At 67.2% G+C, this 26,035-nt stretch carries 24 protein-coding genes, 1 tRNA gene and 1 pseudogene; 12 read left to right on the top strand and 14 right to left on the bottom strand.

Annotated features, from left to right (window positions below):
- Window positions 1-252 precede the first annotated feature (252 nt).
- The 5 genes and pseudogenes from R2K23_RS24925 to aceA form a co-directional block, all read left to right on the top strand.
- Window positions 253-492, top strand: a pseudogene (locus R2K23_RS24925) (DUF7373 family lipoprotein); the annotation flags it as partial.
- Window positions 488-1,255 (top strand): DUF7373 family lipoprotein, encoded by a 768-nt coding sequence (locus R2K23_RS10755; RefSeq protein ID WP_465270712.1) that lies wholly within the window; start codon window positions 488-490, stop codon window positions 1,253-1,255. The pseudogene R2K23_RS24925 and the gene R2K23_RS10755, both read left to right, overlap by 5 nt.
- 12 nt (window positions 1,256-1,267) lie before the next feature.
- Window positions 1,268-1,825, top strand: coding sequence for a DUF4333 domain-containing protein (locus tag R2K23_RS10750; protein ID WP_316516548.1), 558 nt, complete (start codon window positions 1,268-1,270; stop codon window positions 1,823-1,825).
- 31 nt (window positions 1,826-1,856) lie between these two features.
- Window positions 1,857-3,530, top strand: a complete 1,674-nt coding sequence (locus R2K23_RS10745; protein ID WP_316516546.1) for a serine/threonine-protein kinase PknH/PknJ — start codon at window positions 1,857-1,859, stop codon at window positions 3,528-3,530.
- Between the two features lie 57 nt (window positions 3,531-3,587).
- On the top strand, window positions 3,588-5,870 hold the full coding sequence (aceA, locus tag R2K23_RS10740) for an isocitrate lyase ICL2 (protein ID WP_316516544.1): 2,283 nt from the start codon (window positions 3,588-3,590) through the stop codon (window positions 5,868-5,870).
- A gap of 9 nt (window positions 5,871-5,879) precedes the next feature.
- Here the strand turns inward: aceA and R2K23_RS10735 are convergent, their stop codons facing one another.
- Together R2K23_RS10735 and R2K23_RS10730 are read right to left on the bottom strand one after the other, a co-directional pair.
- Entirely contained in the window at window positions 5,880-8,228 is a 2,349-nt protein-coding gene (locus tag R2K23_RS10735) for a Tex family protein (protein ID WP_316516543.1), read from the bottom strand.
- 57 nt (window positions 8,229-8,285) lie between these two features.
- Window positions 8,286-8,693 (bottom strand): hypothetical protein, encoded by a 408-nt coding sequence (locus R2K23_RS10730; protein WP_316516542.1) that lies wholly within the window; start codon window positions 8,691-8,693, stop codon window positions 8,286-8,288.
- Window positions 8,694-8,823: 130 nt separating this feature from the next.
- On the opposite strand from R2K23_RS10730, the gene R2K23_RS10725 reads away from it, so the two are divergent.
- Window positions 8,824-9,321, top strand: a complete 498-nt coding sequence (locus R2K23_RS10725) for an Rv2253 family sensor-like surface protein (RefSeq protein ID WP_316516541.1) — start codon at window positions 8,824-8,826, stop codon at window positions 9,319-9,321.
- 63 nt (window positions 9,322-9,384) lie between these two features.
- On the opposite strand, the gene R2K23_RS10720 is transcribed toward R2K23_RS10725, so the two are convergent.
- The 4 genes from R2K23_RS10720 to R2K23_RS10705 all read right to left on the bottom strand — a co-directional run bounded on the left by R2K23_RS10720 (window position 9,385) and on the right by R2K23_RS10705 (window position 14,423).
- Window positions 9,385-11,622, bottom strand: a complete 2,238-nt coding sequence (locus R2K23_RS10720) for an NADP-dependent isocitrate dehydrogenase (RefSeq protein WP_316516540.1) — start codon at window positions 11,620-11,622, stop codon at window positions 9,385-9,387.
- 129 nt (window positions 11,623-11,751) lie between these two features.
- Window positions 11,752-12,351 (bottom strand): hypothetical protein, encoded by a 600-nt coding sequence (locus tag R2K23_RS10715; RefSeq protein WP_316516538.1) that lies wholly within the window; start codon window positions 12,349-12,351, stop codon window positions 11,752-11,754.
- A gap of 444 nt (window positions 12,352-12,795) precedes the next feature.
- Window positions 12,796-13,788 (bottom strand): hypothetical protein, encoded by a 993-nt coding sequence (locus tag R2K23_RS10710; RefSeq protein WP_316516537.1) that lies wholly within the window; start codon window positions 13,786-13,788, stop codon window positions 12,796-12,798.
- A gap of 92 nt (window positions 13,789-13,880) precedes the next feature.
- Entirely contained in the window at window positions 13,881-14,423 is a 543-nt protein-coding gene (locus R2K23_RS10705) for a DUF5994 family protein (protein ID WP_316517205.1), read from the bottom strand.
- Between the two features lie 374 nt (window positions 14,424-14,797).
- On the opposite strand from R2K23_RS10705, the gene R2K23_RS10700 reads away from it, so the two are divergent.
- Window positions 14,798-14,995: a hypothetical protein gene (locus R2K23_RS10700; RefSeq protein WP_316516536.1), complete on the top strand. Its 198-nt coding sequence runs from the start codon at window positions 14,798-14,800 to the stop codon at window positions 14,993-14,995.
- Window positions 14,996-15,010: 15 nt separating this feature from the next.
- On the opposite strand, the gene R2K23_RS10695 is transcribed toward R2K23_RS10700, so the two are convergent.
- The 3 genes from R2K23_RS10695 to R2K23_RS10685 all read right to left on the bottom strand — a co-directional run bounded on the left by R2K23_RS10695 (window position 15,011) and on the right by R2K23_RS10685 (window position 18,487).
- Window positions 15,011-17,392, bottom strand: a complete 2,382-nt coding sequence (locus R2K23_RS10695) for an AAA family ATPase (RefSeq protein ID WP_316516534.1) — start codon at window positions 17,390-17,392, stop codon at window positions 15,011-15,013.
- A complete protein-coding gene (locus R2K23_RS10690) occupies window positions 17,385-17,603 on the bottom strand; it encodes a hypervirulence associated TUDOR domain-containing protein (protein ID WP_316516532.1) in 219 nt (72 codons plus the stop codon). Before R2K23_RS10690 ends, R2K23_RS10695 begins: the two co-directional genes overlap by 8 nt.
- A 119-nt stretch (window positions 17,604-17,722) precedes the next feature.
- A complete protein-coding gene (locus R2K23_RS10685; RefSeq protein WP_316516531.1) occupies window positions 17,723-18,487 on the bottom strand; it encodes an SDR family oxidoreductase in 765 nt (254 codons plus the stop codon).
- A 268-nt stretch (window positions 18,488-18,755) separates the two neighbouring features.
- On the opposite strand from R2K23_RS10685, the gene R2K23_RS10680 reads away from it, so the two are divergent.
- Entirely contained in the window at window positions 18,756-19,061 is a 306-nt protein-coding gene (locus R2K23_RS10680) for a hypothetical protein (protein WP_316516529.1), read from the top strand.
- Between the two features lie 5 nt (window positions 19,062-19,066).
- On the opposite strand, the gene R2K23_RS10675 is transcribed toward R2K23_RS10680, so the two are convergent.
- Together R2K23_RS10675 and R2K23_RS10670 are read right to left on the bottom strand one after the other, a co-directional pair.
- On the bottom strand, window positions 19,067-20,083 hold the full coding sequence (locus R2K23_RS10675) for a zinc-binding alcohol dehydrogenase family protein (RefSeq protein WP_316516527.1): 1,017 nt from the start codon (window positions 20,081-20,083) through the stop codon (window positions 19,067-19,069).
- A 133-nt stretch (window positions 20,084-20,216) separates the two neighbouring features.
- A protein-coding gene (locus R2K23_RS10670) for an IS3 family transposase (protein ID WP_109560046.1) occupies window positions 20,217-21,406 on the bottom strand; the annotation gives its coding sequence in 2 pieces (ribosomal slippage) (window positions 20,217-21,148 and window positions 21,148-21,406; 1,191 coding nt in all).
- A gap of 77 nt (window positions 21,407-21,483) precedes the next feature.
- Here R2K23_RS10670 and R2K23_RS10665 point away from each other — a divergent pair.
- Window positions 21,484-22,050: a dihydrofolate reductase family protein gene (locus tag R2K23_RS10665; RefSeq protein ID WP_316516525.1), complete on the top strand. Its 567-nt coding sequence runs from the start codon at window positions 21,484-21,486 to the stop codon at window positions 22,048-22,050.
- 29 nt (window positions 22,051-22,079) lie between these two features.
- Here R2K23_RS10665 and R2K23_RS10660 read toward each other — a convergent pair whose 3' ends face one another.
- Window positions 22,080-22,466, bottom strand: coding sequence for a hypothetical protein (locus R2K23_RS10660; RefSeq protein WP_316516523.1), 387 nt, complete (start codon window positions 22,464-22,466; stop codon window positions 22,080-22,082).
- A complete protein-coding gene (locus R2K23_RS10655; protein WP_316517204.1) occupies window positions 22,466-23,128 on the bottom strand; it encodes a nucleotidyltransferase domain-containing protein in 663 nt (220 codons plus the stop codon). The genes R2K23_RS10660 and R2K23_RS10655 overlap by 1 nt, the downstream gene beginning before the upstream one ends.
- Window positions 23,129-23,415: 287 nt before the next feature.
- Here R2K23_RS10655 and R2K23_RS10650 point away from each other — a divergent pair, with 287 nt between their 5' ends.
- The 3 genes from R2K23_RS10650 (at window position 23,416) to R2K23_RS10640 (ending at window position 25,879) form a co-directional block, all read left to right on the top strand.
- Complete coding sequence (locus R2K23_RS10650) at window positions 23,416-23,787, top strand: type I restriction enzyme HsdR N-terminal domain-containing protein (protein ID WP_316516522.1); 372 nt, start codon at window positions 23,416-23,418, stop codon at window positions 23,785-23,787.
- 44 nt (window positions 23,788-23,831) lie between these two features.
- Window positions 23,832-24,976, top strand: a protein-coding gene (locus tag R2K23_RS10645) for an IS3 family transposase (protein WP_316516518.1) whose coding sequence is annotated in 2 segments (ribosomal slippage) — window positions 23,832-24,099 and window positions 24,099-24,976 — 1,146 coding nt in all. Because the reading frame shifts where the segments join, the coding sequence is not laid out codon by codon here.
- Between the two features lie 57 nt (window positions 24,977-25,033).
- Window positions 25,034-25,879 carry a hypothetical protein gene (locus R2K23_RS10640; protein ID WP_316516516.1) on the top strand — a complete coding sequence of 282 codons (846 nt, stop codon included), beginning with the start codon at window positions 25,034-25,036 and terminating at the stop codon, window positions 25,877-25,879.
- 63 nt (window positions 25,880-25,942) lie between these two features.
- Here R2K23_RS10640 and R2K23_RS10635 read toward each other — a convergent pair.
- Window positions 25,943-26,019, bottom strand: a tRNA-Pro gene (locus R2K23_RS10635).
- Window positions 26,020-26,035: the final 16 nt, after the last annotated feature.

Below are 26,035 nucleotides of genomic sequence, written 5' to 3'. Positions count from 1 at the left end.
ACCTGCACACGGCGCCGGGAGGGGGACATCGCGGTGAGGACGCGGAAGCTGCGCTCGGCCGCGCTGGGCCTGACGGCGGCGCTGGTGGTCGGCGGCTGCGCTACGACGGTGGACGGCACCGCGCTGCGCGACCCGAACTTCGACCCCGACGCCGCCAACCCGGCGCTCCTGCAGCCGGGCAACTACCCGACCACCCCGCGGCCCGCACTGGGCGACGCGGGCTCCTCCGGGCATCTCGTCGAAGCACGCCGGATGGCCGAATACACCGTGCTTCCGTTCCAGGTCGACCCTGCCCTGACCAAAATCAGCGGCTCCATGCAGGTGGGTGTCATCAAGGACGCCGCCGCCGTGCTCAAGGCCTTTCCGCAGCCGATTCCCGCCGGCGCCGACCACAACTTCGTCGCCGGCTTCACCACGTTGGCCGACAACCAGGGCAAGCAGCAGCGCAGCATCCAGAACGCGGTGTTGCGGTTCGCCACCCCCGAGGATGCGGCGACCGCCGCGGCCGACATGCACGCCCGCAGCGCCGAATTGTCCAACATCTTCAACGACGCCCCCGCGTCCGACCGAACCGACCGGGATCCCCCGCTACCCCGACACCAGGGCGGTGACCTGGGGCGGCGGCGAAGAGATGGCCCGGGTCCTCGCGTTCACCGCGCGTGGCCCTTTCGTCCTGGGCCAGCTGACGATCTCGATCGGCGGCACCGAGGCCGCCGCGGAGATGGTGGCCGCGACGCTGGACCAGCAGATCCCGCTGGTCGAGTTGTTCGAACCCACGCCCGTCGCCGATCTTGGAGCGCTCCCGTTGGACGCCACCGGCCTGGTGGCACGGACCCTGCCGCCGGACCCCGAGAACCGCAAGGTGTACGAGGGCAGTTACGGACCGCACGGCATCCTGGCGTTTTCCAACGCGCCCGCCGTCGACGCGCAGCTGTTCGAGGACACTGGGGTGACCGAAGCCGTGATCGGTCGCACCACCACCTACGCCGCCCGCGACGCAGACGGTGCTCACCGCCTCGTGGAGCAATTCGCCGAGACGATGACCGAGCGCGGGTTCCAACCCGCCGCGGGGGTGGCCGGGCTTCCGGCAGCCCGGTGCCTGCAAAAGTTGCCGCCCGCGAACGCCCGCGGCGTGGCACCGCGCTTCTACTGCGCGGCCGCGGCCGACGAGATCGCTTTCGAGGCTTCCGCGGGCCAACTCGGCGACGTACACCAAATGGCGGCCGCGCAGTATCTGATGCTGACCGCCGAATGACCCGGAGGACCCATGACTGACAGCACCGGGCCGCAGGGGCCCCAGCCCACGCCGCCGCCGGGGTGGCCCGCGCCCATGCCACCCACCGGGCCGTATCAGCCCCCGCCCGGCGGTTATCCGCCGCAGGCTCCACCGCCACCGGCTCATCACCCGGCACCGAGCGGCCCCTACCACCAACCCCCATGGCACACCGCCGGATACGCGCCCGCGCCGGGTTTTCCGATGGGACCGCCGCGCCGCGGCCGACGCGGGAAGCTGATCGCCGCCGCCGTGGCCGCGGCGGCGCTGATCGCCGTGGGCATCACCGCGTTCTGGGCACCCGGATTCCTGCGCACCGAGCAACTCGACGTCAACGCGGTGCAGGACGGGGTCCGCCACGTCCTCACCGACGTCGCCAACGGCTACGGTGCGGGCGAGGTCACGGACGTGCGCTGTAACAACGGGGAAAACCCCACCATCGAATCCGGCGCCACATTCGGCTGTGAAGCCACCATCAACGGCACCGCGCGGCAGGTCGAGGTCACGTTCGCCGACGACCGCGGCACCTACTGGGTGGGCGCGCCCTCGTAGGCCGCTGGGCCCCCGGCGATATCGTGGCCGAATGACAGGGACCATCGGCATCGGTTCGGTGGTGTCCGGCTACCGGGTCCAGGGCACGCTGGGTTCGGGCGGCATGGGCACCGTGTACGCGGCCGCCGACCCCGAACTGCCGAGGCTGACCGCGCTGAAGGTGATGTCGGCCCAACTGTCCGCCGATCCGGAGTTCCGCAGCCGCTTCCGGCGGGAGGCCGACATCGCGGCGAGCCTGGATCACCCGAACATCGTCTCGGTGTACGACCGCGGCGAGTCGGTCGAGGGGCGCCTGTGGATCGCCATGCAGTTGGTCGACGGCACCGACGCCGACGCCGCGCTGCGCTCGGGCACCATGACACCGCAGCGCGCGGTGCACATCATCACCACGGTGGCCGAGGCACTCGACTACGCACACTCCCGGCAGGTGCTGCACCGCGACATCAAACCCGCCAACTTCCTGTTGTCCGGGCCCGTCGGCGGTGAGGAACGGGTGCTGCTCAGCGATTTCAGCATCGCCCGGGCGGCCGACGACGCGGGGATGACCGCCACCAATGCGGTGATGACCACGATGGCCTACGCGGCCCCGGAGGTGCTCGACGGACGGCAGGTCGACCACCGCTCCGACCTGTACTCGCTGGGCTGTGCGCTGTTCCAGCTGTTGACGGGGCGGACACCGTTCGCCGATGCCCCGAGCATGGCCGCCCAAGCCATGGCCCACCTGCAGCGTCCGCCGCCGCGCCCCAGTGACTTCGCCCCGCTCACAACGGCTTTCGACGCCGTGGTGGCGACCGCGATGGCCAAGGACCCGGCCCACCGCTACCCCTCCGGTCGCGCGCTGGCGGCCGCCGCCGCCGAGGCGTTGCAGCAGCAGAGCGCTCCGGCACAGCCCGCCCGCACCGATCCCCAGGCCGGCTGGCCCACCCCGCCGCCCGGCGCGCAGTGGGCCCAACCTCCCGCGTCGCGTCCGCGGTGCACCCGCGTGAAGCTGGCTGCGGCCGCGGGCGCGGTCCTCCTGGTCGGCGCCGGCGTCTCCGCGGCGGTGGTCCTGCGCGACGACGCGCCCCCGGCCCCGCCACCCGCGAACAGTCCAACCGGCGCGCCGGCCGCCGCGCCCCCGACCGTCGCCGAGGCCGACCTGCCGACCACCCTGCTGTCCGCGGAGGAGATTTCGGCGGTGATGGGGATTCCCATGCATGCGACCGGCTCGTCCAGTGGGTACTACAACGACCGGCTCATCAGCTCCATGGAATGCGTCGCCGTGTTGTATCCGGCCCAGCGGTCGACCTACGAAAACAGCGGCGCCACAGCACCGTTCACGCAGGTCGTCAACCCGGTGGACACCGAGGTCAAGGCCAGCGTGTTGCAGAGCGTGGTGGCCTTCGGATCGGCGGCGCTCGCACGCACGTTCGTGGACCGGCAGTCCGGGCTGTGGCAGCGGTGCGGCGCCCAGACCGCGAGGGTCTCGGGTGGCTCCGGCCAGCCCAGCGACGACTGGCGGCTCGGTACCGCGCAGCGCGGCGACGAGGTGCTGGCCGTCACCAACAGCCGCATCGGCAGCGATATCACCTGCCAGCGGGCGCTGCGGGCCGTCACCAACGTCGTCGTCGACGTCAGCGCGTGCGTGACCGGACCGGTCGGCGACCGCGGCAACACCCTCGCCGGACAGATCGCCGAGCAGATCTCCACCCGGAACGGTGGGTGAACGGCCAACTTCGTGCCAGCATGGAGGGCAACCCGAGCTCACAGAGGAGCAGCGCGCATGTCCACCCAGAACGCAGACTTCCAGCAATCCTTCGAGGACGACATCGCCGCGACGCAGGCGTACTTCGATAGCCCCCGTTTCGAGGGCGTCATCCGGCTGTATTCGGCGCGTCAGGTCGCCGAGCAGCGCGGCACCATCCCGGCCGACTACCCGACGGCCCGGGAGGCCGCCACCGCCTTCTACCCGTACCTGCGCGAACTGTTCGCGCAGAAGAAGAGCATCACCACGTTCGGCCCCTACTCGCCGGGGCAGGCGGTGGTGATGAAGCGGATGGGCATCGAGGGCATCTACCTCGGCGGGTGGGCGACCTCAGCCAAGGGCTCGATCAGCGAAGACCCGGGGCCGGACCTGGCCAGCTATCCGCTCTCGCAGGTGCCCGAGGAGGCGGCCGGCCTGGTGCGGGCGCTGCTGACCGCCGACCGCAATCAGCAGTACCTGCGCTCCCGGATGTCGGAGGAACAGCGCGCCGCCACCCCGGTCTACGACTACCGGCCGTTCATCATCGCCGACGCTGACACCGGTCACGGCGGTGATCCCCACGTGCGCAACCTGATTCGGCGTTTCGTCGAGGCGGGTGTGCCGGGTTACCACATCGAGGACCAGCGCCCGGGCACCAAGAAGTGCGGTCATCAGGGCGGCAAGGTCCTGGTCCCGTCCGATGAGCAGATCAAGCGGCTCAACACCGCGCGCTTCCAGCTCGATATCATGCGCGTGCCCGGCATCATCGTGGCCCGCACCGACGCCGAGGCCGCCAACCTGATCGACAGTCGCGCCGACGAGCGTGACCAGCCGTTCCTGCTCGGCGCCACCAACCTCAAGGTGCCCGCCTACAAGTCATGTTTCCTGGCGCTGATGCGCCGGTTCCATCAGCTCGGTGTGACCGAACTCAACGGGCACCTGCTCTACGCCCTGCCCGACGGCGAGTACGCGGCCGCGGAGGCGTGGCTGGAACAGCACGGACTGCTGTCGCAGGTCGCCGACGCGGCCGCGGAGTGGCTCGACGGCAGCGAGACGCTGATCGACGCGACCTTCGACAAGGTCGAATCGACCTTCGTGGAGGCCTGGCAGGAGGACGCCGGCCTGGACACCTACGGCGGCGCCGTCGGCGAGCTGCTCGAATACCGCGAGCGGGAGGGCGAATCGGCGGCCATGTCAGCGGCGCAGTGGCGGGAGTTCGCGGCCAACGCGTCGCTGTACTCGGCCCGCGAGAAGGCCAGGGAGCTGGGGGCCGATGTCGCCTGGGACTGCGAGCTGGCCAAGACCCCCGAGGGGTATTACCAGGTGCGCGGCGGCATTCCGTACGCGATCGCCAAATCGTTGGCCGCCGCGCCGTTCGCCGACATCCTGTGGATGGAGACCAAGACCGCCGACCTCGCCGACGCGCGTCAGTTCGCCGAGGCCATCCACGCCGTCTACCCGGACCAGATGCTGGCCTACAACCTGTCCCCCTCGTTCAACTGGGACACCACCGGCATGACCGACGACGAGATGCGGGCCTTCCCCGAGGAACTCGGCAAGATGGGCTTCGTCTTCAACTTCATCACCTACGGCGGCCACCAGGTCGACGGCGTGGCCTGCGAGGAGTTCGCGACGTCACTGCGCCAGGAGGGCATGCTGGCGCTGGCGCGCCTGCAGCGCAAGATGCGACTGGTCGAATCCCCTTATCGCACACCGCAAACCCTGGTCGGCGGGCCCCGAAGCGACGCCGCGCTGGCGGCCTCCTCCGGCCGCACCGCCACCACCAAGGCGATGGGCAAGGGCTCCACCCAGCACCAGCATCTGGTGCAGACCGAGGTACCCAAGAAGCTTCTCGAGGACTGGCTGGGCGTGTGGGGCGAGCATTACCAGCTCGGCGAGCAGCTGCGCGTCGAATTACGACCGCGCCGGGCCGGCTCGGACATCCTCGAACTCGGCATCTACGGCAGCGCGGCCGAACCGCTGGCCAACGTCGTGGTGGACCCGATCAAGGACCGGCACGGCCGCAGCATCCTCACGGTGCGCGACCAGAACACCTTTGCCGAGCAGTTGCGACAGAAGCGCCTGATGGACCTGATCCACGTGTGGCTGATCCACCGGTTCAAGGCCGAGATCGTCTACTACGTCACGCCCACCGAGGACAACATCTACCAGACCGAGAAGATGAAGTCGCACGGCATCTTCACCAACGTCTACCAGGAGGTCGGCGAGATCATCGTCGCCGACGTGAATCAGCCCCGCATCGACGAACTGCTCGCCGCCGACGGCGCCGCGCTGGGACGGCTCATCCGCAAGGAGGACTGATCCCGGCGGCTACTTGCCGAAGCCGGCGGCGCGCAGCGCATCGGCCATCGAGCCCGCGGGCGCCGCGGCCTCCCGCCGGGAGTTCTTGGCGCGGTTCGGGTTGCGCTGCTCGCCGCGGCTCTTCTGCCCGCCGCCGCGCTGGCCGGCGGGGCGTTTGCCGCGGTCGGCCTGCGGGGTGTCGTTGAGCCGCAGACTCAACCCGATACGCTGCCGCTCGATGTCGACGTCGACCACCTTGACCCGCACCACCTGACCGGAACGCACCACCTCGTGCGGATCGGAGACGAACCGGTCGGCCATCGCCGAGACGTGCACCAGACCGTCCTGGTGCACCCCGACGTCGACGAAGGCGCCGAAGGCCGCCACGTTGGTGACGACCCCCTCGAGCACCATGCCCACCTTGAGGTCGGCGACCTTCTCCACGCCGGCGGCGAACGTGGCCGTGGTGAACGCCGGCCGCGGATCGCGGCCCGGCTTCTCCAGTTCGGCCAGGATGTCGGTCACCGTGGGGATGCCGAACTGCTCGTCGGCGAAGTCGGCCGGCCGCAGCGAGCGCAGCGTCTTCTCGTCGCCGATGATCTCGGCCAGCGACACCCCGGACCGGTCCAGGATGCGCCGTACCACCGGGTAGGCCTCCGGATGCACGCCGGAGGAATCCAGCGGGTCGTCGCCGCCGCGGATCCGCAGGAAGCCCGCGCACTGCTCGAAAGCCTTGGGCCCCAACCGTGCAACGTCGAGCAACGCGCGGCGGCTACGGAACGGTCCGGTGTTGTCGCGGTGCGCCACGATGGACTCGGCCAGGGATTCGGAAATGCCGGACACCCGGGCCAGCAGCGGCACCGAGGCGGTGTTGAGGTCCACGCCCACCGCGTTCACGGCGTCCTCGACGACGGCGCCGAGGCTGCGGGCCAGGATGCCCGGGGTCACGTCGTGCTGATACTGACCCACCCCGATCGACTTCGGTTCGATCTTCACCAGCTCGGCCAGCGGATCCTGCAGCCGGCGGGCGATGGACACCGCCCCGCGCAGGGTCACATCCAGGTCGGGCAACTCGTGGGCGGCGTAGGCCGAGGCCGAATACACCGACGCGCCGGCCTCACTGACCATCGCCTTGGTGGGCGCCTTGGCGCCGGCGGCGCGAATGTCGGCGATCAGTTCCGAGGCCAGGGCGTCGGTCTCACGGGAGGCGGTGCCGTTGCCGATGGCGATCAACTCGACGCCGTGCCGCGCGACGAGCGCCGCCAGGGTGGCCTTGGCGACGTCCCATTGCTTCTGCGGCTGATGCGGGAAGATGGCGCAGGTGTCGAGCACCTTGCCGGTGCCGTCGACCACGGCCACCTTCACCCCGGTGCGGAAGCCCGGGTCCAGGCCCAGGGTGGTGCGGGTGCCCGCCGGCGCCGCGAGCAGTAGGTCCTTGAGGTTCTTGGCGAACACCGCGACGGCCTCTTCCTCGGCGCGCTGCCGCAGCCGCACCCGGGCGTCGACCGCCGCGGAGAACATCAGCCGGGTCCGCCACGCGAAGGACACGGTGGCCGCCAGCCACGGCGTCGCCGGGGCCCCCGCGGTCATGTCGATGTCCAGGGTGCGGGCGACCATGGCCAGGTAGCCCTCGTCGGCGCCGCCGTCCAGGTTCAGCGACAGCACCTTTTCCTTCTCCCCGCGCATCACCGCCAGTACCCGGTGCGAGGGGCAGGTTTCCAGGGCCTCGCTGAACTCGAAGTAATCCCGGAATTTCTGCGCTTCCGGCGTTTTCGCGATCTCGTCGGAGGCGGGTGCGGTCCGCAGGGAGCCCTCGGTCCAGAACTTCTCCCGGACCTGGCCCACCAGCTCGGCGTCCTCGGCGGCGCGCTCCACCAGGATGTGGCGGGCGCCGTCGAGCGCCGCCGCCGCGTCGGCCACCTGGTCGTTGACGAAGCCGGCGGCCTCGGCCTCGGGCACCAGCGACGGGTCGGCCAGCAGGCGGTCGGCCAGCGGCTCCAGCCCGGCTTCCCGGGCGATCTGCGCCTTGGTCCGGCGCTTCGGCTTGTAGGGCAGGTAGATGTCCTCCACCCGGGCCTTGGTGTCGGCGGTGAGCAGCGCCGTCCGCAGTTCGTCGGTGAGCTTGCCCTGTTCCTCGATGGACGCCAGCACCGCCGCCCGGCGCTCGTCGAGTTCACGCAGGTAGCGCAGCCGTTCCTCCAGGGTGCGCAGCTGGCCGTCGTCGAGGCTGCCGGTCACCTCCTTGCGGTACCGGGCGATGAAGGGCACCGTGGAGCCCTCGTCGAGCAGGCGGACCGCGGCCGCCACCTGGGCTTCCCCGATGGCCAGTTCCGCAGCGAGACGGGCGTTTACGGACTTCACGGCAAGGCTCGAATTCACCCGCAGGACCCTACCGAACGCGTCGGACAGCGTCGGGGAACACTCCCCGGCGTGGCGCTACAGCGTCGCGGTGGTGGGGCCCAGCCGCTGGCAGTCCGGCGCCGGCGGATTGCCCGCCCACCGGCTGCAGCCGCGACCGGTGGCGGCATAGGTGGTGCCGGGCCGGTGCGGCCCGGAGTACACCTGCGCCCGGCCCGGTCCCTGGGCCTGCATGCAGCTGGTGGTCGTGGCGTCGCCGTCCACCTGCAGGCAGACCACGCTGGAGTACGGTTCGGCGGGCCAACCGCACTCGTCGACCTCGATGGTGGCGGTCACCATGTCGATCCCCGAGACGTGGACCACCTGGGGAGCCGACAACCGGAAGCTGCACGGCGGCGGCGGTCCGGCCTGCGCGACGGCGGCAGCCGCCAGCCCCGTCAGTGCCAGCACGATCGCCGTCCACAGGGCCGCACCCAGCCGAATCATGGCGTCATGGTAATTCGCGGCGACCGCGCGCGACCGGCGTTTCGGCGGCCGGATCGGCCCTTGGCCTGCACAACATGCGTCACGTCTGCCACAGTGGAGGCGTCTGAGCCGCCGACCGGGAGTATGCCGAATGCCATCGAAGCACCACGTCCTCATCGCGGCGACCGCGCTGGGGATGGCACCGTTGCTCGCCGCACCGGTCGCCCACGCCGACGAGGCGTTCTGGGGCGGTCGTTACGAGCTCACCTTCCACACCGACCAGAAGTCGGGCACCAGCGTGGCCGCGACCCAGCAGGAGACGCCGTACACCGCGGGTTATGTCTTCGAGACGGACTGCTCCTCGGGCACCTGCGTGGCGACGGTCACCGACGGACCCACGCCCAAGGACAACGTCCCCAAGGCGATGCGGTTCGACTGGACCGGATCGGTGTGGACGCGGAGCAACAACTGGAACTGGGACTGCACGCTGCCCGACGGCACCATCACCTTCGACCCGGCGAAGTCGGTGACCACCTACACGCCGCAACCCGACGGCTCGCTCAAGGGTTCCTTCGACACCACCATCGACGACGGGGCCTGCGCGGGCACCGTGGTCATTCCGCTGACCGCGGTACCCGCGCCCCTGTGACGCCGCGGGTCAGACCGCGGCGTTGCCCAACACGGGGCTGACTCGCGCTTCCCTCCGCCCTCGCTACGCTCGGGCTGCGTCCAGCACGGTGTTGAAGGTCTTGCTGGGCCGCATCACCGCGGTCAGCTTCTCCGGGTCCGGGTAGTAGTAGCCCCCGATGTCGGCGGCCTTGCCCTGGACCTCGTTGAGCTCGGCGACGATGGTGTCCTCGTTCTCGGCCAGCGACTTGGCCAGCGGCGCGAACTGCTCGGCGAGTTCGGTGTCCTCGGTCTGCTCGGCCAAGGCCTGCGCCCAGTACATCGCGAGGTAGAACTGGCTGCCCCGGTTGTCCAGCTCGCCGGCCTTACGCGACGGACTCTTGTTCTCGTCCAACAACTTTCCGGTCGCGGTATCCAGCGCCTGCCCCAGCAGCTTGGCCTTGGCGTTGTCGGTCTTGGCGCCCATGTCCTCCAGGCTGGCGCCGAGGGCAAGGAACTCTCCGAGCGAATCCCAGCGCAGGTGGTTCTCCTCCACCAGCTGGTGCACGTGCTTGGGCGCCGAGCCGCCGGCACCGGTCTCGTAGAGGCCGCCGCCGGCCATCAACGGCACGATCGAGAGCATCTTGGCGCTGGTTCCCAGCTCCAGGATAGGGAACAGGTCGGTGAGGTAGTCGCGCAGGATGTTGCCGGTCGCGGCAATGGTGTCCTGGCCGCGCACGGCCCGCTCGATGGTGTACCGCATCGCCCAGACCTGCGGCATGATCTGGATGGTCAGGCCCTCGGTGTCGTGGTCCTTCAGGTAGGCCTTGACCTTCTTGCGCAGCTCCACCTCGTGCGGGCGCTCGGTGTCCAGCCAGAACACCACCGGCATGCCGGAGGCGCGGGCGCGGGTCACGGCCAGCTTCACCCAGTCCCGGATCGGGGCGTCCTTGACCACCGGCATCCGCCAGATGTCGCCCTCTTCGACGTTCTGGCTGAGCAGCACCTCGCCGGTCTCTACGTCGACGATGTTGGCGACGCCGTCCGCGGGTACCTCGAACGTCTTGTCGTGGCTGCCGTATTCCTCGGCCTTCTGCGCCATCAGACCCACGTTGGGCACGGTGCCCATGGTGGTCGGGTCGAACTGCCCGTGGGTCTTGCAGAAGTTGATCATCTCCTGGTAGATCCGCGAGAAGGTGGACTCCGGGTTGACGGCCTTGGTGTCCTTGGTGCGACCGTCGGCGCCGTACATCTTGCCGCCGAGCCGGATCATCGCCGGCATCGAAGCGTCGACGATGACGTCGGACGGCGAATGGAAGTTGGAGATGCCCTTGACCGAGTCGACCATGGCCAGCTCGGGACGGTGCTCGTGGCAGCGGTGCAGATCCTGGATGATCTCCTCGCGCTGCGAGGCCGGCAGCGTCGAGATCTTCTCGTAGAGGTCGGACATGCCGTTGTTGACGTTGACGCCCAGCTCGTCGAACAGCTTCTCGTGCTTGGCGAAGGCGTCCTTGTAGAAGACCTTGATCGCGTGGCCGAAGACGATGGGGTGCGACACCTTCATCATGGTGGCCTTGACGTGCAGCGAGAACATCACGCCGGTCTTGTAGGCGTCCTCGATCTGCTCTTCGTAGAACTTGTACAGCGCTTTCTTGCTCATGAACATGCTGTCGATGACGTCGCCGTCGTCGAGCTTGACCTCGGGCTTGAGCACGATGGTCTCGCCGCCGGTGGTCTCCAGGACCATCTTGACGGTGCGCGCCTTGTCCAGCGTCATCGACTTCTCGCCGTGGTAGAAGTCGCCTTCCTTCATGGTCGCGACGTGGGTGCGGGAGGCCTGCGACCACTCACCCATGCTGTGCGGGTGCTTCTTGGCGTACTCCTTGACCGCCTTGGGGGCGCGCCGGTCCGAGTTGCCTTCGCGCAACACCGGGTTCACCGCGCTGCCGAGGATCTTGGCGTAGCGCTCCTTGACCTTGCGTTCCTCGTCGTTCTTCGGATCGCCCGGGTAGTCCGGCAGGTCGTAGCCCTTGGCCTTGAGCTCCTTGATGGCGGCGAGCAGCTGGGGCACCGAGGCGCTGATGTTCGGCAGCTTGATGATGTTCGCCGACGGGTCCTGGGTGAGTGCACCGAGCTCCGCGAGGTTGTCGGGCACCTTCTGCTCGTCGGTCAGGCGATCGCTGAACTCGGCGAGGATCCGCGCCGCGACGGAGATGTCGCTGGTCTTCACGTCGATGCCGGCGGCGCCGGCGAAGGTCTGGACGACCGGCAGAAAGGCGTAGGTCGCAAGTAACGGCGCCTCGTCGGTCAGCGTGTAGATGATGGTCGGCTGCTCGGCGCTCATGCATGTACTCCCGGCTGTGTATCGGTCAGGTCTCGTTGGGTGCCGCGCTGTGATCACGGCTACCTCATAGTGACGGCTACCAGTATCTCTCGGGGTGGTCCCCCGCGTGCGACTGGGCCGGGATTCACCCTAGGCGCCGCTGAGCGCCGGCGGGCGGTCCGGCTGCCGACCGAGCCGGCCGTCGTGCCACTGCGCGATCGAACGCGCCGTCCGTGCGACGTCGTCGTCGGGGCCCAGGACCTCGTAGGTGGTGGCGAAGTCGTCGGTGCCGTTGATGGAGCATTCGTACCCGATCCGGGCCGTCAGCTGCCGCACCCAACGGACCGCCTGCGGGCGTTCGGCCGGGGTCGCCCCCCGGGCGTCGCCGAGCACCAGCAGCCGGTCCGGGTCGGCCGACACCACCGAGTCGGTCACGAACTCGGCAATCTGGTCTTCCTCGGTCCGCAGCATCTTGCGGGAGCGCCGCGAATGGTCCTCCCGGAGAATGGATTCGAGCATCTCGTCATCGATGATCACCAGGACCGAGTCCGTGTTGGCCCGCAGCTGCTCCAGGTCGATGCGGCGCGATCGCTCATCGGTGGAGCCTGCTTCCTCGGGCGAAACCGTCAGCGCGCCACCGTAGATCGCGACGTCGCCTCGACGCCGGAACTCCTCGAGCACCACGTCGAGCAGTTCATTCTGCCGACCGAAAACAACAACCGCCGGCGCGGAAGTGTTGCCCGTCAACATGGTTCCTCCTAGCTCATCTGGTCGACGCGTTGACGTCGCGTGGACCATTCCGCGAAAAAAGCCTTCCGAGTCTTCGGAAATTCACCTGCGCCATCTCACGAAATTGAGCAGGGCGGCATGTCACCGCAAGAAAGACTGGAGATTCACAGGCACACGGGGCGCGTTCGGGTCGCCGTTACGTCGTACACCTGTGTGGACTGTGCGTGGTGTTCAGTGCGGCGCGCTAAACGCGATCCCGCTTCCTCTTGGGAACAACCGAACCCTCGTCGGCGAACTTGGCGCGCTTCTCCGCGCGACGTTCTTTAATTGTCATTTGTGGTTTCTTCTGGCCACGCCCTCGGGACTTGCTCACTCTTGCAGCTCCTTTTACAAAGCAACAATCATGTTCTAACCGCGACCATACCCGAGAAACAAATAAAAGCCAGCTGCGCCGGAGCCCGTGCGTCAGCGCCCGCGAACCAGCCTGAACTGCTGATTCATCATGTCGAGCAGCTCCGGGGTCAGCATCCCGCCGGCGTACTCCACCCAGCACCAACTGCGTGCCGGCGTCTGGCCCGCGCCGTCGGTCACCAGTCGCCCGAAATAGTGCAGCGGACTACCGCTGGTATCGAAAACAAAGGTGTAGGTGTCGGCCCCCACGCTGGCCTCCAGCGCGGCCATCTTTCCCCCGTCATCGAAGGTGGGGGTGGCGACTATGTCGTGGTGGACGGTCGTGACGCCGTCCTTGAGCTGGTATCCGGGACCGAAGTCCAGCCCGTCGCGGCCCTGCCAGAAGCTGCCGCCGCCCAGGCGTCCGTCGGGATATTCGTGCAGCCAGGACATCCACATGCCCTGCAGGTGCCGTGCGACGGGCAGTTCGGTGTAGATCATCCCCGGTGGGCCGTAGGCGAAATCCTGGTGGGCGTACCCCGAGACCTCCACCCCGTTGATGACGCCGGTCGCGTACATCAGTTCATGGCGGTAGTGCACCTGGTGCTCGATGCCCGGCTGGGTCGGGACGTGCGTGATGGCGACGTCGCTGACCGTGCGCCCGTGCAGTTCCCAGCGGTTCGAGGCGTCGAACCAGTGAAATCCGTCACCGTCCCACTCGAATCTGCCGCTGGAGAAGTTGGTCTGCAGTCGGTCGGGGCCGTCGGTGTAGCTCAGCGGCTCGAACCAGTCGATGCCCGAATACTCGGCGAACAGGTGGGCGGCCGCGGTGTCGAAGTCGGTGCCCAGGGCGCGGAAACCGCACACCGGGGACACCACATGCGTCATGCCGGTGACGAAATCGTCGGTGCCGCGCAGACCCCAATAGTCCTGACCGGAGTTGTCGCTGACGACCGCGCCCACCCAGACGCCGCCCAGGGTGACGTCCGGTCCTGGGGTCCACGCTCTGCGGTAGAGGTCGAGCGACGGTGGTCGGCTGGTGACGGTGAACTCGACTCGGTCCAGCACGGATCTCCCCTGTATGTCGGCGACACATCTTCGGTGGGAGTATCCGTCGCCGCCGGACGCCCTGTCAGGCGATCGGCCGCATACGTCTGAGCTCAGCCCGGCGCGGGCCCGGCCTGGCCATCCGGCATAGAGTCGGAAGACATTGCCGCCGAGGCGTATTCCGCATAGCGCTGCTGCAGCATGGTGGCGGCCACGGGCGCGTTCGACCGTTCCACCAGGTCGAACATTTTGTTCGCGATCGCTCCCGACGTCGACGGCGCGACCACGAACAGCACCGCACTGCGGGAATGCGTGCCCATCAGCCCGATCGTCTCGCGGTTCACCATCCGGTAGGGATCCACCGAGATCGCCGAGCCATGCTTGATCAGCCGCGACGGGGCCGCCTCCCACAAGACCGGGTCGTAGACGATGCGATGGATGGAGCCGATCCAGCGACTGAAGACGGCCACCAGATCAGGCAACTCCGATCGAAGATCGGCGGTCTTGGGCCACCATGCCCCGTCGACGCAACCGTGGGCCGACCCGGAGCCGGACAACGCCAGCCTGCGGGCGTCTCCGGCGACCTTCGCCGGTGCGGGGGTCGCGCGGGCTCCCGGAACCGTCCTACCGCGAGTGGTCACATTCTTGGCGCGCATGGAGCAAGTGCTCCCCTCTGGCCGCGAATCGGCCATGATTTCAAACCGGCGATGACGCGAACGCGGGCATTCGCCGTACACCGAATCGTCGGTGTGACTTAGCCTACCGCACGACGCCACTTCCACTCGGCGACCCTCGCCGCGGCGCGAATAATGTTGTCAATCAGCGAAATTGACGCGATGAGTCTGTTGATGCGCATCTTCGGGCGAGACACGCCAATCGGGCGTAGGGTGGCGATATCAGGCTCGGTCCGAGTGCGGATCGCTTCTGATCCTTCGGGAAACGGACGATCTTTGTCGATGTCTGCCAGCTGTTGCCAGTTCGTTCTCACCCACGAGACTAGGCCGACCGCGTCGGCATTTGGGAGCAGACCATGACCGTTTCCGTCACCAGAACCGACGGCTCCGTCGACAACTACATGCGCTCCGGGGATGCGTATGTCAAAGCCGCCGACGGTTCGCTCGACATCGTCAGGACGGGCAGCAAGAAGCCATTCAGTTATGGCGCGGACCAGTGGTCCGAGGTCCACGGCGATCAACGCCGGACGAAGCGCCGCTTCCTGCCGTGGTAGACATCCCCCGCGGCGTCACCGCCGGTGCACCCAGGCGAGGAATTCCGCTGCCGTGAACACCGGCGTGCCGTACTCCTGGGCCTTGCGGGCCTTGCCGGACTGGGTGCCGGCCTCCGCGATCACCAGCACCTCACAGCGGGTCTTCGTCACGGTGCGCACCGGGTTGAGCCCCGCGGCAACGGCCAGTCGCTCCATCTCGTCGCGCTCCACGACGCGGCCCGCGCTGTCGAGGACAGTCCCGGTGAAGCAGATCCGCGCCCCGCTGACCAGCACCGCATCGATGTCGCCACCCGTCTGGGTGCGCGCCTCCCGCAGCGCCGCCGCCAGCTCCGGCGAGTCCAGCATCGTCGCGGCCACCTGCAGACGGGCCAGCACGTCGTCGGTGAGCATGGTCCGCGAGGCCGCCACCCGGAGTTGATCGGCCGCGGCCTGGCGCGCGGCGGCGTCCCAGCCGGACTCGTCGGCCATGGGTTGCTGCGCGGCCGGCTGGGTCCCCCGCAGCGCCCCGCCGAGCTTGCGGCTGACCCGCAGTAGTGCGGACAGCCCCGGCAGGTGCCGCGCCGCCGGGGAGTCGACGTCCGGATCGCGGCTGACCAGCAGGCCGGCGAGAGCTTCGACGGGTTCGGGCTCCTCGAACGGCGTCGAACCTTCTGAAACCTTTGTTGCGGCGTGCAATTCGAGCGCGGACCGGGCGCGCTGCAGGGCGGTGCGACCCGCCACCCGGGCCCCCTTCAACTCGATTCCCAACGGCATCGCCGTGACGTAGCCGAGGCGTTTGAGCTCGAAGTCGATCAGCCCCAGCGTCTCGTCCACACCGACTCCCACGGGCGTGCATCCGGCGAGCATCGGGGCGATCACGCCCCACGCCTCCCGCAGCGTCGGGGCCAGCAGGACATCGGAGACGCTGATGCCGTAGGCATTTCGCGCGTCGGCCAGATCACGCTGCGGGTTGATCAGGGTGGACACCGCGGTGCCGTCGTCGAACGCGACCGCCAGCTCAACCGGGCGCGGACGCGACATCCGGCCCTCGTCGCCGACGGTGAGGATGCCGATCGCGCAGAATCGGCGTGCTTTGGCGTCGGGGGTCGCAGTCCGCAGGAATCGGGTGATGCGCCGGTCGATCTTCAGATCCTTCGGCAGCACGGGTCGCTTCAGCACCAGCCCCGCCAGCGAGGTGCACCGGCTCAGCGCCACGTAGAGCTGGCCGGTGGAGAACATGCCGCCGGTTAGGTCGACCACCAGCCGTTCCAGCGTCTGCCCCTGGCTTTTGTGGATGGTGATGACCCAGGCCAGCTTGAACGGCAGTTGGGTGAACGTGCCGACGACTTCTCGGCGCAGCGCTCCCCCGTCGACCACCGGCCGGGTCGCCTCCCAGCTGAACGGTGCGACCTCGGCGACCGAGCCGTCCGGGAACTCGACTTCGACCACCGCGCCGTAGCGGTCGTAGCCCAGACCCACCACCCGGCCGATCGAGCCGTTGACCCAGCGGCCGGTCTGGTCGTTGTTGAGCATCATCACCTGGGCGCCGACCTTGAACCGCAACTCGTCCTCGACCGGCTTGTCGAACAGCGACAGGTCGCCGGATTCCTTGGCGCGGTGCAGCAGTTCGTCGCCCGGGAGCCGCTCCAACTGCTGGCGGTTGCGCGCCGTCACCAGCCGATTGGTCGGCGCCAACGTCAGCCAGAACTCGTCGGGCGGCGGCACGAAGTCGTTGTCGACGCGCGCGTTGAGGTGCTCCTGGGCGTGTCCCAGCAGCACACCCTCACGAATCTCGTTGAGGATCGCCGTCATTCGTTGGTCGCCGAGCTGACGGAACACCGTGGTCAGCGCCAGGGTGGGAAAGCCACCCCGGTCGAAGGAGTTCGCCGAGAAGAAGTACGGGGTGTCGTAGACGGTCGAGAAGTACTCCTGCTCACGTTCTCCCACCACCGGCGGCAGCTGGTACAGGTCGCCCACCAGCACCACCTGCACTCCCCCGAACGGCGTGCCGGGCTGCGGGCCGAATCGGTGCAGCGCGGTGGCGACCATGTCGAAGACGTCCGCGCGCACCATGGACGCCTCGTCGATGATCAGGGTGTCCAGCGAGGCCAGCGTCTTGGCGAAGCGGCCGGGCCGGTAGTCGCCGCCGTTGACGTCGGCCAGGGTGGTCGTGGTACGAAAACCGAAGAGGCGGTGGATGGTATAGCCGTCGACGTTGAGCGCGGCGATGCCGGTGGGCGCGACCACCACCACGTTGCGCTCGGTGCCCGCCATGAAGTGGCGGATCAGTGTCGACTTGCCGGTGCCGGCCTTGCCGGTGAGGAACAGATGTTGGCCCGCGGCCAGCAGCCGCAGCGCCTCCCGGAATTCCTCGGTGAGAACCAGCTGTTCGTCGGCCGCGGTGAGTCCCTCAGTCATCGCCGACGAGCCGCAAGGCGCTCTCCTTGTGGGCGGCGACATGGTCGGTCTTGTCGCTCTTGATCTCGTACTGGGGTTCGTCCGCCGAGGCGCGGCGGGTGTGGCCCTTGTAATCGAAGTCCTTCGTGTGGACTTTGGTGATCTTTCCCGAGACCTGGCCCGCCTCAGAGTTCCACGTCACGTGATCGCCGACGGCGAAGCGCTTCGACATCGGTCCTCCCTTCGTCAGTGGGTCCGTTCGTCGCTGGATCCATTGAAACACTTCGGGTCAGCCGCTGAACGGTTCGATCACCGGCCTCGTCCCACGCCGTTGGCGGACAAGGCGTCCCGCTATTTGCCGTGCGGATCGCCCGCGTTGAGTATCTCGACAACGGTGTCGTAATCCCCGCACGCTTCGCCGAAGCGCAGGAACTTGACCTGCTCGACCAGGATCTCGTGGGCGTCGGGATTCGCCTCCAACTGGTCGATCACCTCGTCGATGAAAGCGTCGAGCGCCATCCCGGCAGGGTTCGTGTCGTGGCCCGGCATCAGCTCGGTCCGCACGGACGGCGGGACCAGCTCGGTGACCTTGACGCTGGTGTCGGCGAGCTGCAGCCGCAGTGATTCGCTGAGCATGTGGATGGCGGCCTTGGACGCGTTGTAACTGGGTGTCACCCGCAACGGCGCGAACGCGAGGCCTGACGACACCGTGACGATGGTCGAGTCCGGCCGCGTCCGCAGGTGCTCGATGAACGCGCCGATGAGACGGATCGGGCCCAGCAGATTGGTCTCGATGGTGGATTCCGCCGTCGCAAGGAACGTGTCCGGCTGGTGCCAGTCCTCGGTTCGCATGATCCCGGCCATCGCGACGATCACGTTGAGGTCGGGGTACTGGGCGAGGACCTGCGCGGCCGCCGCCCGAATGCTGTCGGGGTCCGCGATGTCGATGGCGACCGCGCCCAGACCCGGGTGGTCGGCGGTGATTCGTTCCAGTTCCGCGGTTCGTCGGCCGCCGACAACGACGGTGTTCCCTCTGGCGTGCAGGGCCAACGCCAGGCCCAACCCGATGCCACTGGTGGAGCCGGGGATGAAAATGGTGTTTCCTGTGATCTTCATGGCTGCCCTCTCTGCTCTGGTGCTAGGTGGTAACGCCGCGGGAGCTGGATGTGATGTCAGGTTGGAGGTTTTTTCTCCGCCTGAACGTTGACGGCACCGGAAACTCACGGCCCCGACATTCACCACGGCGACGGTCCCACCACGTCGTACGCCTCGGGTAGCCTCGGTTCCATGCCAGGCACCTCGGTCGGCGGTCTTCGAACACGCTAGCCCCACCCCGCAGCGGATCTGCGGACTCCGGTGGGGCGGCCTGCGTTCGAGGATCTGCATGTCCCACACCGATGCCCACGCTCCTTTTCGTGTCCGCAGGGCCCGTCGGGAAGTCTCCGTCGTCCCCGTGCACGGCTGCGCCGGCCGTGAATGCGAGCTCCCAGATCTCGATCCCGGCTGGACCATCGGCCGTATCGGGCTGTGCTACTGGGAGTTTCGCTTCACGGGCCGGTACGTCTGCTCGTGCTGGATGTGCCATTGGCCGCACCGCCCGCAGGTGCGCCGCGCCGCGGTGCGGACCGAATTGCGCGCCGTGGCCCGCGAATGGAATCGCGGCGACGAGCACTCGGCATGGGAGGTGTGACGCGGTCACGGGATCAATACCGCGGCACCCGCGATGGCGCCCGCACTGAGATCGGCCAAGGCGCGATCGGCGGCGTCGAGTGGATATGGCACGGTCGCGACGGTGATGCGGTGCTCTCCGGCGAAGGCCAGAAATTTCCGCGCGTCGGCACGGGTATTCGACGTGACCGACCGCAGCTGACGTTCCTGGAAGAGGAGGCGTTGATAGTTCAGCGTCGGGATGTCACTGAGATGGATGCCGGCGACGGCGAGGATGCCGCCGCGGTCGAGGGCCGCCAGGGCGGGCAGCACCAGCTCGCCGACCGGAGCGAACAGGATCGCCGCGTCGAGCGGTACCGGTGGCGGGTCGCCGGCGCCCTGCACCGAGGCCGCGCCCAGCGCGGTCGCCAGCTCGCGGGCACCCGCGCCGCGGGTCATCACGTGCACCTCGGCCCCGCGCGCGAGCGCGACCTGCGCGGTGAGGTGAGCGCTGCCGCCGAAGCCGTAGATGCCGAGCCGTCCGCCGTCGGGCAGTTCGGCTCGCTTCAGCGCGCGGTAGCCGATGATGCCGGCGCACAACAGCGGCGCCAACTCGGTGTCGGTGTAACCCGCCGGCAGCCGGTGCACGAAAGCGGCGGGCGCCGTGAGGTATTCGGCGTAGCCTCCGTCAGCGTCCCAGCCGGTGTACTTCGAGGCCGGGCACAGATTCTCCTGGCCACGCCGACAGTACTTGCAGTGGCCGCACGTGCTGCGCAGCCAGGCGACTCCGACGCGGTCACCGGCGGTGAACTCGGCACCGACGTTCGGCCCGACGGCGACCACCTCGCCCACCACCTCATGCCCCGGTGTGACGCGGTGCCGGTGGACCGGCAGGTCACCCTCACTGACATGCAGATCGGTGCGGCAGACTCCGCAGGCCAGCACGGCGATGAGCAGCTCGCCGTCTCCTGGTTCGGCGATGTCGGTGCGGACCAGCTCCAGCGGCGCCGTGGCCATCGGCCCCGGGGCGCGGACCTGCCAGGCGCGCATCGTGGAAACAGCCATGCCCTCGGCCTCCCTCCCCTGCCCCGTCCAGCCTCTCGCCCGCCCCACAATCTGACAATGCGCGCGGCATCCGCGATGAGTTCCGCCTACCGGTGCAGTCTGATGGGCTTGACCCCATTGGGTGGACACTCGGTCAGGCGGCTTGTGCCGTCTGAGTGATCCGGTTCTCGTACTCGACCGGGGTGATCATCCCGATCGAAGAGTGGCGCCGTCGGCGGTTGTAGACCCGTTCGATCCAGTCGCCGACGGCGAGCTTAGCGGCTGCTTTGGTGGGCCACAAGTAGCGGTCGTAGAACTCGACTTTCATTGTGGCCCAGAATGATTCCTGCTGAGCATTATCCCAACACACCCCGGTGCGGCCCACCGAGCGGGCCAGATCATGCTTGCGGGCGAACCGTGCCAACTGCGCACTGGTGTACTGACATCCGCGGTCAGCATGGAACACCACCTGCGCGGCCAACTCGCCGCGCATGGCCACCGCCATCGCCACCGCGTCCTCGACCAGGTCGGTATGCAGGTGCTCATCGATGGCCCAGCCGATCACCCGCCGGCTGCAGCCGTCACGCACGGCGCACAGGTACAACCAGCCCTCACCGGTGCGCAGATAGGTGATGTCGCTGGTCCACACCCCATCCAGACGGCCTGTATCGAATCGACGTTTGACCAGGTCAGGGATCGGCGGCGCGTCCAGATCCACCACGGTGGTTACCGGGGCGAACGTACGTGGGCTGATCCCGGCCAGACCCTGACGGCGCAGCGAGGCAGCCACCGTCTTGCGTGACACGGTCTCGCCGGCATCGCGCAGGTCGGCCAGGATGCGCGGCGCCCCATAGACCCCATCGGAGGCCTCATGCAAGGCCGCGACCTTGACATCCAACTCGGCACGACGCCGCGCCGCCGGCGACGGTCCCGCGGCCTGGGACTTGCGCCATTTGTAAAACCCCGACCGCGACACGTCCAGCAGCTCGCACATCCGGGTGATCGCGTAATTGGCCTTCTCCGCCTCGATCAGACCGTAGGCCTCTACTGGTTCTGTTCGGAGGCAAAGAAGGCCGCGGCTTTTTTCAAAAACTGCCGGTCCAAACGCAATTCAGCGTTCTCCTTGCGCAGCCGCTCCAACTCGGCACGCTCATCAGAATCAAGCACCGCACCATTATCGCCTGCGCCAGCGGCCTCGCGGGCCACCCGCACCCAGCGCCCCAGCAACTGCTCACCCACACCGATCTCCGCGGCCACATGCGCGATCGGCCGGCCCGTCTCGATCACCAAGCGGGCCGCCTGCTCCCGAAACTCCGGGGTGTACTTCTTCCGCTTGCCCGACATACGGACATCCTTCCCGTGGGACCAGCAGTCCCACCAGTCAGGTGTCCACCATCAGGGGTCAACCCCACTGAATGTGCATGGGCAAACTTATCTACGGCTTCAACGTCTCCGTGGACGGATACATCGCCGACGCAAACGGCAGCATCGACTGGAGTGCTCCGAGCGACGAACTACACCAGTACTGGAACGACTTCGAGCGGGAGACCGCGTGCGCGTTCTACGGGCGGCGGCTCTACGAACTGATGTCCGCATACTGGCCCACCGCGGACCAGGCACCGGAGGCCACCCCGCTGATCGTCGACTTCGCAGGCATCTGGCGGAACATGCCCAAGGTCGTCTTCTCGCGCACGCTGGATTCCGTCGACTGGAACTCTCGGCTGGAACGCGGCGACCCGGTCGAGGTGGTGCGGAAACTCAAAGCCGAGACCGACGGCAACCTGGAGGTGGCCGGTGCGAGGTTGGCCGCACCAATCGTGCAAGCGGGACTGGTCGACGAATACCGGCTCGTCGTCGCGCCCACCGCGGTAGGCGGCGGGCTCCCGTTCTTCCCGACGCTGCCGTCGTGGATCTCGCTGCGGCTGTTGGAGAACCGCACCTTCCCCGGCGGCACGGTGCTGCTGCGCTACGAGGCGAGGCGCGACTGAACCGACAATGGATCTCTCGAGCGGTGAAGTCACCGTCGCGAAGCCACCGCTCGTTTCGCTGTCTCGATCAAGGTGCCCGCAGCACGGTTCATTCTCTCGCGCTCTGCGGCGGAGATCGGCTCGTGTGTATAGGCGGCCTTGTTCTTCAGGGCCAGCAGGGTCGCAAGATGCCGCTCAGATCCACTGTCTGCCTTCTTCAGAAGAGCACGAGCCTCGCTGTGGTTGCCGGTGTTCGAGTGCACCCCGAGACGGACGCAACAGATCACATCTGCGGCCGCAATGCCCGCGTTGACGTACAAGTCACCCGCCGCACTGCGCATATCGTCATCCAGATATTCGGCGGCGTGGAAGAACTCGTTGGCTTTGGCCAGTCGCCCCGCGGTTATTACGGCGTCGCAGTTCCGTTGTCCAGCCATCAGAGCCTCCCGCTCGGAGCCGCTTTGCCGACCGGTCGCAGTTGCGTGTTGAACCATGCCCGGGTGCCGGCGACAGTCAGGCCCTGCTTGGACACGTCGTGGAGCAGCGACTCCCCGGCGGCTGCCGCGTCGCGCAACTCCTCCTCGGTGTACTCGATGACGCGTGCGTCGTTACCGGTCCACGCCGTGACCAGCCGGGCGAGTTCGCTCACCTGTTGCCCCCACGGGTCTTGGTTGCTGCCCTGCCCAAGTTCGGGCGCGGCACGCACCAGGAAGATGTCGATGTCACTGTCCGCCGTCATCCGACCGGTCGCTGCGGACCCGAACACGGCGGCGTACCTCAAAACCTTGCCCCAGTCCGACAGGTGTAGCTCAAGACGTTCCAGAAAAGTGGAGTGCAGCCGCGAGAGGGCCCTGATCGGCTCGGTCGCAAGGTGTTCGGCATTGAGGCAGTAAGTGTTGGTCCTACCTACCCGGTCATGAAGCACGACACCTTGGGTGGTGAGGCGGGTGAGGACCTTGCGGATGCCCTCACCTGACACGGTGGTGAGTATTCGCTGGATCTGAGGGACCGTGAACGCGACATCAGCGCTTGCGAGGACGCTGAGAACGTCGCCGTCCAGGGTCGGCGTCACCGTGGCGAACGGCCTATTCAGCTGCATCTCCAGCACCCCGCTAATCCAACTAAAGTTAGAGTAACACAACTACAGTTGATTTGCGGTCTGGCGCAACCTCGCGTCGGCGACGGGGTTCCGACGCCGCGCGCCAACCCGCCCCGCCAGTACCACCGTGCCTGTGTTCAAGGTGATTGCCATCATGGAGCTTCACTACCTGATTGCCGTCTATTACGGGCATACCCGTTTGATTTCGAGACTTCGACGGAAATACGCCTTGGTTGTCACCTAGTTCACCTAAAGTCTGGCCGCAAGGCCAAACAGGAGGGGTATATATGGCATTTTCGGACGGTCTTGCCACGATGGCGCAGAAGATCCGTGACATGCGGGGTTCGGTTCTGACAGAGGAAGCAACTAAAAATGCGTTCATAATGCCGTTCATTTCGAACGTACTGGGCTACGACGTGTTCAATCCCTCCGAGGTAGTGCCGGAGTTCGTCGCCGACGTAGGCGTCAAGAAGGGCGAGAAGGTCGATTACGCGATTTTCAAGGACGGGCAAGTCCAGATTCTTATCGAGTGCAAGAAGATTGGCGACCCACTCGACCTCCGATACGCATCGCAACTGTTCCGGTACTTCGCCGTCACCTCGGCCCGCATCGCCATCCTGACTGGCATGTTCCCGGTGATTGAGACCAGCCTGTTTTAGAGTCCTGTGGCCCGATGTCGGGCCGAGAAGGGACGATGGAACACATGGCTGGTCGGAAGCGGAATTCCGCGGAGGACATCGTGCGCAAGTTGCGCCGAGCAGATGAGCTGGCCGCTGAGGGCAAGACCGGCGAGCAGATCGCCGCCGAGCTGCAGGTGTCGCCGGCGACGCTGTACAACTGGCGGCGCAGCTACGGTGGCATGGACACCGACGCCGCCAAGGAGCTCAAGGAGCTGCGCGAGCAGAACGCCCGGCTGAAGCGGCTGCTGGCCGAGGCCGAACTCGAGAAGGACGCCTTGCGGGAGGTGGCCAAGGGAAAATTCTGAGCCCAGCTGCCAAGCGTCGCGCCGTGGACATGCTCAAGGCGACGTTGAGCATGTCGGAACGGCTGGCCTGCAAGGCTGTTGGGCTGGCCCGCTCCACCTACCGCCGACTGCCGTTGGCGCAGACCCCGGCCGATCCGGACGCCGAGTTGCGGGCCTGGCTGCGCTCCTACGCCACCAAACATCCGTGCCACGGGTTCCGGCGGGCCTGGGCGGCGCTGCGCTACGACGAACGCCGTGAGGTCAACAAGAAGAAGGTCCACCGCCTGTGGCGTGAGGAGGGTCTGCAGGTCCGCGTGCACAGCCCCCGCAAGCGGGCCGGGGTCTCCTCGGTGGAACCGGTTGTTGCTGATGCACCGAAGGTGGTGTGGGCGATCGATTTCCAGTTCGACTCCACCATCGATGGCAAGGCCATCAAGATCGCTTCGATGCTCGACGAACACACCCGCGAGTCGCTGCTGAACGTGGTGGAGCGCTCGATCACCGGAGAGGCGCTGGTTGAGGAACTGAAGAAGGTGTTCGCCGCTCATGGTGGCCCGCCGAAAGTGCTGCGCATGGACAACGGACCGGAGATGGTTTCCCAAGCGCTGCAACGGTTCTGCGAGAACAAGATCGGGATGGTCTACATCCCGCCAGGCTGTCCGTGGGACAACGGCTACATCGAATCGTTCAACAACCGACTTCGCAGGGAGTGCTTGAACCGCAACTACTGGAACAACCTGTTCGAGGCCCGCGTGGTCATCGGCGACTTCAAGGACGACCACAATCACCGACACCGCCACTCAGCCCTGGGCTACCGCACACCGGCCGAGTACGCTGCGGCGTGCAGGTGTACCCATACCCCGGTGGCCTGCAGCATCAACTGAGAACGGATCAAACAAGCCGACTCTAGAACCGGCTGGACTCAGTAACGGGGACTCGCCATGACCAACGGTCAGCAGTACCACGTCTACACGGATGGCGATGCGCCCAATCGCATGGACGACAAGCCATTTTTGGTATTCGACCTGCTAGACATAGATAGAACGCTGGTCCCAGAGATCCAGAAGTTCTCCAAGGAATCCTTCGACATCGACTCGGTGGTCAACGCTGCTGAGGAACTCAAATATATTGGCGGCATCCGGCGGATCATCGCTACCGAGGTCAAGGAGCCTTCCGAGGAGTGGGTACGCTTCTTCGTCAGCCGAATCTACGAAGGCCGCACCACCCAGCGGATCATCGACCAATTCAGGCCCTTGGTAGCGAAGGCACTCAATCAGTACGTCAGCGACCAAGTGAACACTCGTTTGAAGACGGCCCTCGGCGACGACGCGCCCGACCCGAATCGCTCGACGGAAATCGAACCACCGGCTGCGCCCGGCCCGCCAATCGGGCAACCAGCCATCGGTGAGGCTACGACGCAGCTCGACGGCATTACCGATCCCGGCGTCGTTACGACGGACGAGGAACTCGAAGGCTTCAACATCGTACGGGCGATAGCGGTATCAGAGGTGGCCCCCGAGCGCGTGCACTACCGCGACAGCAAGTCATACTTCGCGATCCTGTTGGACGACAACAACCGCAAGCCGATCATTCGCCTCAACCTCAACGGCAAGAGCGTCAAGTTCGTCACCACATTCGAGCAGGGCAAGGACGCGGGCGTCCGGCGAGACATCACATCAGTCGTCGACATCTATAAGGTTGCAACCGAGGAAATACGCGAGACCATCCGGCGCTACGAGAGCAGTGGCGCAAACGCGGGACTCGCGAGCGAGCCAATCGCTACGTGATCTGCCAGGTACGCGAAAGGCGGCTCCCAATTCTCGGGAACCGCCTCTCACCTGCGAACTTCTTGGTCGGGCTGACAGGATTTGAACCTGCGACCACTTGACCCCCAGTCAAGTGCGCTACCAAGCTGCGCCACAGCCCGTGTGCCGAAGTGAACT

The sequence above is a fragment of the Mycolicibacterium sp. MU0050 genome (assembly GCF_963378085.1).
GTDB lineage: Bacteria > Actinomycetota > Actinomycetes > Mycobacteriales > Mycobacteriaceae > Mycobacterium > Mycobacterium wendilense.
This window is presented reverse-complemented; position numbering and strand designations above follow the sequence as displayed.

Bases quoted from the DNA above. Each gene is read 5' to 3' on its own strand.
- R2K23_RS10720 (WP_316516540.1), bottom strand. From the start codon at position 11,622: ATGAGCGCCGAGCAGCCGACCATCATCTACACGCTGACCGACGAGGCG.
- R2K23_RS10660 (WP_316516523.1), bottom strand. From the start codon at position 22,466: ATGGCTGGACAACGGAACTGCGACGCCGTAATAACCGCGGGGCGACTG.
- R2K23_RS10650 (WP_316516522.1), top strand. From the start codon at position 23,416: ATGGCATTTTCGGACGGTCTTGCCACGATGGCGCAGAAGATCCGTGAC.
- R2K23_RS10725 (WP_316516541.1), top strand. From the start codon at position 8,824: ATGCCATCGAAGCACCACGTCCTCATCGCGGCGACCGCGCTGGGGATG.
- R2K23_RS10745 (WP_316516546.1), top strand. From the start codon at position 1,857: ATGACAGGGACCATCGGCATCGGTTCGGTGGTGTCCGGCTACCGGGTC.
- aceA (WP_316516544.1), top strand. From the start codon at position 3,588: ATGTCCACCCAGAACGCAGACTTCCAGCAATCCTTCGAGGACGACATC.
- R2K23_RS10690 (WP_316516532.1), bottom strand. From the start codon at position 17,603: ATGTCGAAGCGCTTCGCCGTCGGCGATCACGTGACGTGGAACTCTGAG.
- R2K23_RS10730 (WP_316516542.1), bottom strand. From the start codon at position 8,693: ATGATTCGGCTGGGTGCGGCCCTGTGGACGGCGATCGTGCTGGCACTG.
- R2K23_RS10685 (WP_316516531.1), bottom strand. From the start codon at position 18,487: ATGAAGATCACAGGAAACACCATTTTCATCCCCGGCTCCACCAGTGGC.
- R2K23_RS10695 (WP_316516534.1), bottom strand. From the start codon at position 17,392: ATGACTGAGGGACTCACCGCGGCCGACGAACAGCTGGTTCTCACCGAG.
- R2K23_RS10705 (WP_316517205.1), bottom strand. From the start codon at position 14,423: ATGCGCGCCAAGAATGTGACCACTCGCGGTAGGACGGTTCCGGGAGCC.
- R2K23_RS10675 (WP_316516527.1), bottom strand. From the start codon at position 20,083: ATGGCTGTTTCCACGATGCGCGCCTGGCAGGTCCGCGCCCCGGGGCCG.
- R2K23_RS10715 (WP_316516538.1), bottom strand. From the start codon at position 12,351: ATGTTGACGGGCAACACTTCCGCGCCGGCGGTTGTTGTTTTCGGTCGG.
- R2K23_RS10750 (WP_316516548.1), top strand. From the start codon at position 1,268: ATGACTGACAGCACCGGGCCGCAGGGGCCCCAGCCCACGCCGCCGCCG.
- R2K23_RS10680 (WP_316516529.1), top strand. From the start codon at position 18,756: ATGTCCCACACCGATGCCCACGCTCCTTTTCGTGTCCGCAGGGCCCGT.
- R2K23_RS10700 (WP_316516536.1), top strand. From the start codon at position 14,798: ATGACCGTTTCCGTCACCAGAACCGACGGCTCCGTCGACAACTACATG.
- R2K23_RS10640 (WP_316516516.1), top strand. From the start codon at position 25,034: ATGACCAACGGTCAGCAGTACCACGTCTACACGGATGGCGATGCGCCC.
- R2K23_RS10655 (WP_316517204.1), bottom strand. From the start codon at position 23,128: ATGCAGCTGAATAGGCCGTTCGCCACGGTGACGCCGACCCTGGACGGC.
- R2K23_RS10755 (WP_465270712.1), top strand. From the start codon at position 488: ATGCGGCGACCGCCGCGGCCGACATGCACGCCCGCAGCGCCGAATTGT.
- R2K23_RS10665 (WP_316516525.1), top strand. From the start codon at position 21,484: ATGGGCAAACTTATCTACGGCTTCAACGTCTCCGTGGACGGATACATC.